This is a genomic window from Anaerocolumna sp., from assembly GCF_032079385.1.
Classification (GTDB): domain Bacteria; phylum Bacillota; class Clostridia; order Lachnospirales; family Lachnospiraceae; genus Anaerocolumna.
The window spans coordinates 113,615-125,404 of sequence record NZ_DAMAUC010000005.1 but is presented as its reverse complement, the minus strand read 5'-3'; the positions used below and the strand labels follow the sequence as shown (position 1 = coordinate 125,404).

The following is an 11,790-nucleotide window of genomic DNA, read 5'->3' as shown; positions in this document are numbered from 1 at the left end:
TCTGAATATTACTACCTTTATTTCCTCCATTCTGATTAAGAGAGGGTATGAATAGAAAATGAAAGTTTTATTTTTAGGGTATGCAGTCAACCGGGAAACTGCTTCACAATTATATGGTGCATCGGTGGCCGGTAATAAAATGCAGGTCAATGTATTGGAGCAGTTAGCGAAGTATTCGGATATGGATCTGAAATGCATTACAATTTACCCGGTTGCTGCTTATCCAAATGGAAAATTAGTTATAGAACGGGAGAGAATTTGCCTTTTTGATTCATTTTATTCTCTTAAAATAGGATTTCTTAATTTACCAATCCTAAAACAAGTATATGAAACTTTTTCCACCTATTTTGAAGGAAAAAGACTTATTAAAAAATATAAAATTAAAACTATATTTACTTTTAACATGTTTCCTGAAATAGGATTACCTGCAAAATGGCTGAAAAAGAAATATGGCTGTAATATTGTAACACTCCTTGCTGATTTGCCCGTTGATGATACGGTTGGCAGAAAGGGCATTTCAAAGGTGCTTCGACGTATATTTGATTACTTAACCGGGAAGGGAATAACCCTCTGTGACAAAATAATCACATTAAATAAATATGCAATCCAGTTATTTGCACCGGATAAGCCTTATATTGTAATGGAGGGGGGATTGGATTCCCGTGATATTAATGAAATACCAGTAAAAACGTCTGCAGAAAAGAATCTGGTTTATTCAGGAGCTCTTGTTGAATATAGTGGAATTATGAATTTAATAAAGGCCATGGGGTATATAGAGGATAAAGAGGCAATTCTTAATATCTATGGCAGTGGTCAGATTACAGAGTATGTAGCTCAATGTGCGGAGAAAATGGATAATGTCCGCTATTGGGGTAAAATTGATAACAATTCCATAAAGAGAATCCAAAGCGAAGCTTACTTACTAATTAATCCGAGACCTGTTGACAATCTTATCTCTAAAGTTACATTTCCTTCTAAGATCTTTGAGTATATGGTCAGCGGAACTCCGGTACTAACCACAAGACTAAATGGTTTTACAGAAGAATATTACGATAAAATGTTTTTTGTGGAGAATAATGAACCAATGGAATTAGCCGGTAAAATCAATGAAATAATGGGGTTACCAAGCAGTGATTTAGAAAAAAAGGCATCGCTAGCCAGAGAATTTGTTTTAGAAAATAAGACATGGGAAAAGCAATGTAAAAAAATATATGAATTTATTAAAAAAGAAGTGTGAAGGAAAAGCATTCACGCTTAAAGCTTATGTCAGATGGAATCAGAACAGTTTGATTTTGCCTGGCTTGGAGGACTGAATATGAAAGAATTTATTATGAATTCCAGTGAAAATAAAACAGACAATTTTGATAAGTTTGTGTTTTACGCCTGTGTTATTGATACACTTTTTTTGCCTTATGTTTGGTTTATATCAGTTCCCTATACAATGCCTCTGACATTTTATTGGTTCTTAAGAAGATATAAGAAATTAAATGAATCAAAAGAATATAAATTATTTCTCATAATTTTTATTTTAATGTGTATCAGTACAATGTTTAGCTTTATTTTAGCTCCCCAGTATATATATAAAAATCTAGTGTACTTAATCCAGTTCACCACTATGTTTTTGTATTATTTTATATTTGTGAATTATCTGAATCAATTTGACTTTAAGGTTAAGAATTTTTTAATTGTATTTATTGTTTCTGTAGTCATATTAGCCGTATTCTACAATATTGATAAATCTTTTTACCACAAAGTAATACTGTTTTGGAATCACCGTTCCGGTATTTCCATCAACGAACTTTCCTATGCAAATTTTGTTGGATACCGATATTCTTTCATATGGATGGATGCCAATAACATAGGATATATGATGAATGCAATTGTATTATATTTATGGTGTAATGAGAAAACCAGTTTTTTCACCAAAACATTTTCCTTATTATCCTTACTGTTTGTATTAATATCCTGCATGAGCAACGGAGGATTCTTAGTTTTTGCTTTTAATATTATTGTATTTATTATTGTAGAGCTAATCCAGTTGGTAAAAGGAAAACACAAGTTAAAGTTTCAAATTACCCCCACTTCTCTAGTTTTGTTTTTGATTACGGTATTATCACTGATATATATCATTCCACAAATACCAAAGTATTTAGAAACTGGTGTTGCTCTGGAAGCATTAGAGCGAATTGATAGAAATTCAGGAGATTCCCGTATTAGAATATGGCAGTATATCATTCAGAAAGTTAATTTTCTGGAATATATACTTTGGGGTAAAGGTGGGGTTACATTAGTGGATGGCAGCAAGTTTTCTCCTCATAATGGACATTTTTACTGGATTCTTGGATATGGATTTGTTTCTTATTTTATTTTTATGTATTTAGTATTCCGAAAAAGGAAAAGAACCAGCCTGAAACAATATATTTGGGTGCTGTCTATATTAATAGGTTTTACTGTTAATATCTTGCTTGGAGAAATAAAAATGATGGGTATTGTGATGCTGTTGGTTGCATGTTCCTCCAGCCAAAAATATCTGGAAGCAAGAGGCAGTTAAACCTGATTCAAAGCCATAAAAAGAAGTGAGATAATTATGAATAAAGATTTAATTAGTGTTATTGTACCTGTTTACAATGTGCAGGAATATATATGTGAGTGTATTGAATCCATACGGGGTCAGACTCACAATTTATTGGAAATCCTCCTGGTTGATGATGGCTCTACAGACAGTAGCCGAGAAATATGTGACAGATATGCAAAAAGTGATAGTAGAATTATTGTCATTCATCAAAAAAACAAAGGTGTCTCATCTGCAAGGAACTCCGGATTAAAGCGGGCTTCCGGGGATTATATCGGCTTTGTGGATGGGGATGATAAAATTGCACCTAATATGTATGAAGAGATGCTAAAGAACATCCAATCCCATCATTCACAGATGTGCGTATGCACAAAGCATATCTTTCATAATCGAATATTAAAGAACTCCAAAATCGGAAAGAAAGAGATTGCAAACAAAGAGGCAATTTTAGAGCTATTGCAAATGAACTTTCCAACTTCATTGGGTTCCGGCCTATATGAAAAAAGTTTAGTTAAAAACCTTTATCTGAATAAAGAAATCCATTACTGGGAAGATTTTGAGTTTCAGCTTCGGGTGCTGGATCGGGCAAAATTAATTTCAACCTGTGACTATCCATTGTATTACTACCGGCAAAGAAATGAGAGTGCCAATCATCAGCAAATCAATGACAAAGTAATGTCATGCTTAAAAATAGCCCCTTATGTTAACAAATTTATAATTAGTAATTATCCGGAGTATAAGGAAGAATCAAAAGAGCTTTATACAATCTTTTTACAAATTGTTATAGGCTATTTATCAAAATCTGAAATTGTCCATAAAAAATACTTTAAAGCAATAACAAAATCTGCAAGAAAATATTTCTTATATGCAATAAAATCGAAAAGAATAAGGTTTTTAATGAAAATATATATTATTTTATGTGCTATTGATTCCAGAATCTTTTGGAAGCTATACAGGACTGTAAAAGATATCTAGACAAGGACTATAAAGGGCTAATAGCAGGAACAGCAGAGGAAAGACTTTGAAGATGTGGCAAACAGAGATCGCACTTTGCGAACAGATGTGATATGCAGGGGGTGTATATATGAAAAAGGTTGGAGTAATTACCCTGAATGGTTATTTTAATTACGGAAACCGCTTACAAAATTATGCTTTACAAGAAGTATTAAAATCTTTGGGTTTTCAGGTGGAAACCATATTAGTCGATACAACAAGTCATTCTGAAAACACCTCTTCAATTCCTATGAGGAAAGGAAGGTTTTTTAAAAATAGAAAGAAAAAAGATATGGCACTTTCAGAAGTACTTTATAAGATTATTACAATATTGTGGAACCAAATTCATAAGAAGGAAATTGTAAAATCCAGAATGCAGCGGATCAAACGATTGAAAGCTTTTTCAAATAAGTATATTAGAGAAACGAAATTTTCTATTTCCAGTCAAAATATACCGGAGGATTTAGCCAGCCGTTATGATTATTTTGTTACTGGAAGCGACCAGGTATGGAATCCAGACTATATCCGGAATTCATCCATTTATTTTTTAACCTTTGCTCCCGGGAAGAAAAGAATTGCTTATTCCCCTAGCTTTGGTATCTCTCATATTCCACCTGAATATCTAGAAGATTATAAACTATGGCTGTCTGAAATGGCCAGCTTATCGGTAAGAGAAGAGGCGGGAGCAGATATTATAAGAAATTTAACAGGGAGGGAAGCGAAGGTTTTTGTTGATCCCACTCTTTTATTAACAAAAGAAAAATGGCTTTCGATATCGAAGAAACCTTTCTGTAAGCCGAAAGAGCCTTATCTTTTAACATACTTTTTGGGAGAACAAACACTGGGTCGAAAGAATAAAATAAAAGAGGTAGCAAGGAAAAATAGATTAATTGTAGTTAATTTAGCAGATATGGCGGATTTAAAAAGATATTCAGCTGATCCTGGTGAATTTATAGGATATATACAATCATCCAGTGTTCTCTTTACAGATTCTTTTCATGGATGTGTATTTGCTATTTTGTTTGAAAAACCATTTGTTGTATTTGATCGGATTGGGACCAGGGTTTCCATGAATTCCAGAATCGATACCCTTCTTGGTACCTTCCGGTTACAAACAAGGAAGTGGGAGCTTTTAAAAAAGGATGAAATTTTTCAAATAGATTATTCGCAGACTGCTCCTATTTTAGAAGATGAACGTAATAAAGCAATTGATTATCTAAAAGGTGCATTAAGTTAAAAAGAATCTAAATTTTAAATATGAAAAGCTCTATGAAAGTGGTATCAATATGGGGAGAATTGAAAATGCAGAACGGAATATTTTCTTTGGCATCTTAGGGAATTTTGTATCCTTTATCCTGGGATTTATATCAAGAACAGTATTTATTCACAACCTGAGTGTAACCTATCTTGGTGTCAATGGCTTATATACGAATATATTATCTGTTTTATCATTAGCAGAACTTGGTATTGGCACAGCAATGAATTATAGTCTTTATAAGCCCGTAGCGGAAAATAATTATGAAATTATAAAGACACTGATGCAGTTATATAAAAAAATTTATCGTATCATTGCCATAATTATAACAATGGCAGGATTAATTCTACTGCCCTTTTTAAAATTCATCATAAAAGATCCAGGTAACATCAGTCAAAATGAATTGCTCCTATATTACCTCATATTTCTATTCAACACAGTTAGTACCTATTTTGTATCGTATAAATACAGTTTAGTAAATGCGGAGCAAAAGAATTATATTCAATCTAATATTCAAGTTATTACTTCAGTGGCAGTATTAATATCACAAATTATCATTCTGAAAATATTTAAAAGTTTTATGCTCTATTTAATTACTGGGGCGGTTATTGGAGTTATACAAAAAGTATTCGTCCATTTATATATGAATAAGCAATATCCTTATCTTTTAGAAAAAGATTATGTTCCTTTATCAAAAGAAGAAATGAACCCCATTAAAAAGAACATAACTGCATTAATGTATCATAAATTTGGAGACGTTATGATACATCAAACGGATAATATTATTCTTTCTTCATTTATTAGCGTAACTTTTGTTGGATTATTATCTAATTATAATCTGATTATTCTTTCAGTAATTAGTTTTATAAATACAATTTTTAATTCTCTAATCTCTGGGTTTGGCAATGTGATTGCATTAGACAGTAAAGAAAAGCAATATAAATTATTTAAAGTTTATCGCTTTTCTGCTTTCTGGATCTATGGAATGGTTCTGATTATATTATATTTTATGCTGACCCCCTTTATTACCCTTTGGATTGGAGAAGATATGGTCATTAGCAATACAGCAATACTATTAATCATGGTGGACTACTATTTTAAAGCCCACCGTATTGCGGTAAATAATTATAAAACAGCAGCAGGTATTTTTGATGCGGATAAATACATTGCTCTGATTCAAGGAATTGTAAACTTAATTATTTCCATACTGCTGGTTCAATTAATTGGAATAAATGGAGTATTTATAGGAACCATAGTATCCGGTTTAATTTCTAATTTTACCAGGCCTTTTATTATATATAAAATGATTTTTAATAAAAAAGCCCATGAATATTACAAGGATTCCTTCCTTTACTTCGTTGCCATCAGCGTAGTGTTTTTTATCTGTCAATTTGTAAGGAAGTCATTTTGTAATCACATAACACCAGTAAGCTTTTTTGTTTTATTTATACTGGTAATTACAATACCAAATGTCTCTTTTTTCATCTTGTTTCGTAAACGGGAGGAATTCGTATATATGCAGGAACTTTTAAAATCGTATCCAGATAAGTTTAATAATATTAATAAATTCTATTCCAATACCCTTTTAAAGGCCGGAAATAAGATAAGATTCATTAAGAATAAAAAAACAGTCTACGTGAATAAGGATATCACGGATAAAAGAAAAGAGGCTCTACCCTCCAATTCTAACAAGATAGAAGAAGAGAGGATTGCTCTATTCAATAATCTGCGTAAAAACACAAGAATTCAGCTTCTCGCTTATCCGGAGATTAGTAGGAAGCAGATGATAAAAACTAATATCTATAGTATTATTTTCACAAGGAAGCTGACCAGAGCAGATCATTTTTTCTGGCCCAATGGACTTTTAGCTTTGGCTTTAGAATGCTCTTACCATGCTAGCAAGGATATTCAGGATATCTATATTCTGAAACAATATTATGATAAATGGATTCATAATGGTATTCCTATTATAAACCCTGATTATGCCATTAATGGTTATTCCTTAATTTATGTACATCAAAAAATGAAAAAAGATATTTATAAAGAAGCCATTCAAAAAATTATCAATTATTTATATGACTATCCAAGAGATAAGATGGATAGTATTCCCTATAGAAAAAACAGTCCTGATGATATTTATGTCGATAGTATAGGTATGATATGCCCTTTCTTGTGTCGTTATGGAAAAACACATAATGATGAAAAGGCTATAAGTTTAGCAGTAAAACAAATCATCAATTTTATTCATTTTGGATTAGACAAGAATACCTCCCTTCCATACCATGGATATAATTTAAAAGAAAAGAGCAAGCTGGGAGTCATTGGATGGGGCAGAGGGGTAGGATGGTTATTAATAGGCATGGCAGACAGCCTTGAATATATCGATCCCATGAATCCAAATTATAATTTTTTAGTAAGATCTTTTATTAGAATTGTTGAAACGACTATAAAGTATCAGAGAGAGAATGGGTATTACTCCTGGCAGTTAACAGCTTTAGAAGGACATATTGATACATCATCAACTTCCATGATATCTTATGCCATTCATAGAGGAGTTAAAATCGGTATACTCAATAAAACTTACTTATATTATTCCAATTTAGGACTACAGGCTATTCAGAATTCTATAATAGGCGGTCTGGTAACCAATTCCTCAGCAGAATGTATGGGATTTAGCATGTATCCTCAAAGGTATGATGTGTTTCCATGGTCTCAGGGACCAGCCACTGCATTAGCAGCTTTATCTCTGGACGAAGAATTAGAAACTATGAATTAAAGAATCTTTTTCAGCAGTTGGGAGGATTTTAAAATATAAGACTGTATTCTTACAAACATTTATTCAAATGAGGCCCCATTTCCTCTTAAGGGGCCTCATATACTTAATACCAATTAAATTTATACTTCACTCTAGCTTCGTCTTCTAAAGATAGGAAAAATATGAAAAACCCGGTATATAGTACCAGATATTATTGCAAGGAAGATACCCACAAATATGCTTAAAATACCATACCTTCTTGTAAAACTTAAGCAATTAAGGCTCGTTATAAGAGCTGTCATGGTATAAATACCCTTGAAAAAATACAATCCTGTAATATTTATCAAAAAAATAAACAAGTCAAATATTAAAGCAGTGATTATTCGGGGTTCTCCTTCTACACATCCTATTTTTCCATATACTTTAGCTGCAATTAATCCAGGGACTAACATTATTAAAAAGAATCTGATAAAGTCCATAGGTCCTCTCCTTTCAGGCATTCTGATAAATGAGCCATCAAATATATTAATATATTATGAAACAAACTTATAAAATGTTACAATAAATGTCGTAAAAGTGAGAAGCAAAAAGAATAATACAGAATAATGTTTTTTTACCTAAATTTCTTTGTTCTACATTATTATAAAATTCATACAATAAAAAGATAGAGGTTTTAAATAGGAGTAAAAATGTTTAAAGATAAAAAGCTTTTGATAACAGGTGGTACTGGCAGTTTTGGAAATGCTGTGTTGAAACGTTTTTTAGACACAGAGATTGACCAAATCCGCATATTTTCAAGAGATGAAAAAAAACAGGATGACATGCGAAACCTTTATAAAAATAGTAAATTGAAATTTTACATCGGTGATGTGAGGGATATACAGTCCATAAAAAATGCCATGTACGGTGTTGATTATATTTTTCATGCTGCGGCTTTAAAACAAGTTCCATCCTGTGAGTTTTTTCCGCTGGAAGCGGTAAAGACAAATGTTTTAGGGACGGATAATGTTTTAACTTCAGCTATAGAATTTGGAGTAAAGAAAGTAATCTGTCTGTCTACGGATAAAGCGGCTTACCCAATTAATGCAATGGGGATTTCCAAAGCCATGATGGAAAAAGTATTTATTGCAAAATCCAAGACGGTGGACCCTGACAGAACAACAATCTGCGGTACCCGTTATGGAAATGTAATGGCTTCCAGGGGTTCCGTCATTCCCCTTTTTATTCAACAAATTAAAGCCGGAAAGCCTTTAACAGTTACCAATCCTAATATGACCCGGTTTTTAATGAGCCTTGAAGATGCCGTGGAACTTGTAATCTATGCATTTTCAAATGGAGAATCCGGAGATCTTATGGTACAGAAATCACCTGCCTCCTCAATTGGAGATCTGGCTCAGGCACTAATTGAATTATTTGGCAGTGACAGTAAGCTAAATATTATCGGTACCCGTCATGGTGAAAAATTATATGAAACCCTGTTAACAAAAGAAGAGTATTTTGTAGCTCAGGATAAAGGAAAATTCTATCGTGTGCCCGCAGACAAACGGGATCTAAATTATGATAAATATTATCATCAAGGTAACAAAATACTTTCTAACTATAAAGAATATAACTCCAATAACACAGAAAGATTAAATATAGAGCAGATTAAAGAACTTCTATTAACTATTGACTATGTCCAAAAAGAATTAAAAGGCGGGTGTCATGAATGAAGATATTAGTAACAGGAGCAAAGGGGTTTATCGGAAAAAATTTAATTGCTCAGTTAAGAAATTTAAATTATACAGATCTCTTTCTATTTGATAAAAATACAGAAATCACTCTGTTGGATCAATATTGTAAGGAAGCTGAATTTGTATATCACCTTGCGGGGGTGAATCGCCCTAATGATGACAGGGAATATATGGAGGGAAATTTTGAATTTACGTCAGTTCTTATGGATACCTTAAAAAAACATAAAAATAATTGCCCGGTTGCTATGTCATCCTCCATACAAGCTATTCTTGATAATCCATATGGAAAAAGTAAAAAAGCAGGAGAAGCTGCGGTATTTAATTATTCCAAAGAGACAGAGGCAAAAGTTTTTGTATATCGGCTGCCAAATGTATTCGGAAAATGGTGCAGACCCAATTATAATAGTTTTATAGCAACTCTTGCTCATAATATAGCCAGAGATTTGCCTGTAACGGTCAATGATCCGGAAACAGTTTTAAATCTGGTTTATATTGATGATGTAGTAGAAGAATTAATAAATCTATTAAAGGATAAGGGGAATAGGGAAGGTGATTTTTGTGAAATACCGGAGGTATATCAAATCACACTGAAAGAAGTGGTGAATTTACTACAGTCTTTTAGAAATAGCCGTTTTGATTGTTCCATTCCTAATATGTCTGAGGATTTTACCAGAAAACTATACAGTACTTATTTAAGTTATCTGCCGGAAAACAATTTTATGTATCCTTTAAAAATGAATGCAGATCATAGAGGTTCTTTTACTGAGTTTATTAAAACCATAGGACAGGGACAAATTTCAGTAAATGTATCCAAGCCTGGAATGATAAAAGGGAACCATTGGCATCACACAAAAAATGAAAAGTTTCTTGTAGTCAGTGGAAGAGGTGTTATACGATTTCGAAAACTGAATTCAGACCAGGTGATAGAATACTATGTAAGCGGAGAAAAACTGGAAGTAGTTGATATACCGGTAGGCTATATTCATCATATTGAAAATATTGGTGAAACAGATATGGTGATTATTATATGGGCAAATGAAAGTTTTAATCCCCAGAAACCGGATACTTACTTTATGGAATTATAAAAAGAAGTGAAATTGTTTAATAATATCAATTTATATATCCTTATTAGAAAACAGGGAGTAGAAATGAATAAATTAAAAGTAATGACAGTTGTTGGAACCCGGCCGGAAATAATAAGATTATCAGCGGTTATTCAAAAATTACAAAAATCAGATGCCATAGAACACATTCTGGTGCATACTGGACAGAATTATGATTATGAATTAAATGATATATTCTTTCAGGATTTTATGCTAAAAAGGCCGGATTATTTTTTGAATGCTGCTACCAATTCAGCCGTGGAGACAATTGGAAACATACTTATTAAGATAGAACCTATTTTAGATGAAAGAAAACCGGATGCATTTTTAATACTTGGAGACACCAATAGCTGTTTGTCAGCAATAGCTGCAAAAAGAAGGCATATTCCCATATTTCACATGGAGGCGGGTAATCGTTGTTTTGACCAAAGGGTACCGGAAGAAACAAACAGAAAGATTGTTGACCATATATCTGATATTAACCTGCCTTATAGTGATATAGCAAGGGAATATTTATTGAATGAAGGAGTTCCGGCAGATCGAATTATTAAGACAGGGAGTCCTATGTTTGAAGTTTTACATTCTGGAGAAGAAGGAATTAAGAATTCAGATATTTTAAAAAAGTTAGATCTAAAAATGGGAGAATACTTTTTAATATCAGCGCATCGAGAAGAAAATATTAATATAGAAAAAAATTTCAGAAACTTAATGGACAGTATCAATGCTATTGGTGAAAAATATAATATCCCAATCATTATTAGCACTCATCCCAGAACAAGAAAGAAAATTCATGAAGATAATATACAATTAAATTCTTATGTTAAAATGATGAAACCTTTTGGATTCTATGACTATGTTAATCTTGAAATAAATGCAAAAGCTGTATTAAGTGACAGTGGTACAATCAGTGAAGAATCCTCTATTCTTGGATTTAAGGCTCTGAATATCAGACAGTCTCATGAAAGGCCGGAAGCCATGGAAGAGGCAGCAGTAATTATGACAGGTCTTACAAAGGAAAGAATTCTTCAGGGACTTACCTTATTAGAAACCCAACAAAATAATCCATTGAGAATCGTAAAGGATTATAGTATGGAAAATGTTTCGGATAAAGTACTTAGAATTATTTTATCTTATACTGACTATGTAAAAAGGGTAGTATGGGGAGAGTAAAGACGTGCAGAATGTTTAATGGAATTGGTGATATTTAATAAAAATATAATGAAAAATTAATGAAATATTGATTTTTCGGCACTTTTAAGCTATTATAGTAATAAATTACTATACCAAATTTATAATATTTATGATTTTCCGGTTGGCAGGTAGTATTATCTGTTTCAAGTTTTGAGCTTTAGGGTGGAGAGCTCCTTTGGAGTTCCCTG

The 11,790-nt window shown here is 32.4% G+C and carries 9 protein-coding genes and 1 other annotated feature; all 9 genes read left to right on the top strand.

Features of this window, described 5'->3' with window-relative positions; all coding sequences use genetic code 11:
* The first annotated feature begins 58 nt into the window (after positions 1-58).
* Positions 59-1,237 (top strand): glycosyltransferase, encoded by a 1,179-nt coding sequence (locus tag RT261_RS06215; protein WP_313130741.1) that lies wholly within the window; start codon positions 59-61, stop codon positions 1,235-1,237.
* A gap of 33 nt (positions 1,238-1,270) precedes the next feature.
* Positions 1,271-2,551, top strand: a complete 1,281-nt coding sequence (locus RT261_RS06210) for a hypothetical protein (protein WP_313130739.1) — start codon at positions 1,271-1,273, stop codon at positions 2,549-2,551.
* 36 nt (positions 2,552-2,587) lie between these two features.
* On the top strand, positions 2,588-3,547 hold the full coding sequence (locus tag RT261_RS06205) for a glycosyltransferase family 2 protein (protein WP_313130736.1): 960 nt from the start codon (positions 2,588-2,590) through the stop codon (positions 3,545-3,547).
* Positions 3,548-3,656: 109 nt separating this feature from the next.
* Complete coding sequence (locus RT261_RS06200; protein ID WP_313130734.1) at positions 3,657-4,802, top strand: polysaccharide pyruvyl transferase family protein; 1,146 nt, start codon at positions 3,657-3,659, stop codon at positions 4,800-4,802.
* Positions 4,803-4,851: 49 nt separating this feature from the next.
* Positions 4,852-7,596, top strand: coding sequence for a glycoside hydrolase family 88 protein (locus RT261_RS06195; protein ID WP_313130732.1), 2,745 nt, complete (start codon positions 4,852-4,854; stop codon positions 7,594-7,596).
* A 294-nt stretch (positions 7,597-7,890) separates the two neighbouring features.
* Positions 7,891-8,127 (top strand): hypothetical protein, encoded by a 237-nt coding sequence (locus RT261_RS06190; protein WP_313130730.1) that lies wholly within the window; start codon positions 7,891-7,893, stop codon positions 8,125-8,127.
* Between the two features lie 137 nt (positions 8,128-8,264).
* Positions 8,265-9,287: a polysaccharide biosynthesis protein gene (locus RT261_RS06185; RefSeq protein WP_313130727.1), complete on the top strand. Its 1,023-nt coding sequence runs from the start codon at positions 8,265-8,267 to the stop codon at positions 9,285-9,287.
* Complete coding sequence (locus RT261_RS06180; protein WP_313130725.1) at positions 9,284-10,393, top strand: capsular polysaccharide biosynthesis protein CapF; 1,110 nt, start codon at positions 9,284-9,286, stop codon at positions 10,391-10,393. Before RT261_RS06185 ends, RT261_RS06180 begins: the two co-directional genes overlap by 4 nt.
* Before the next feature lie 63 nt (positions 10,394-10,456).
* A complete protein-coding gene (wecB, locus tag RT261_RS06175) occupies positions 10,457-11,581 on the top strand; it encodes a non-hydrolyzing UDP-N-acetylglucosamine 2-epimerase (protein ID WP_313130722.1) in 1,125 nt (374 codons plus the stop codon).
* A gap of 140 nt (positions 11,582-11,721) precedes the next feature.
* Positions 11,722-11,774: a sequence feature (sodium ion sensor (DUF1646 type); this cis-regulatory element may regulate processes involved in with the transportation of sodium ions), on the top strand.
* Positions 11,775-11,790: the final 16 nt, after the last annotated feature.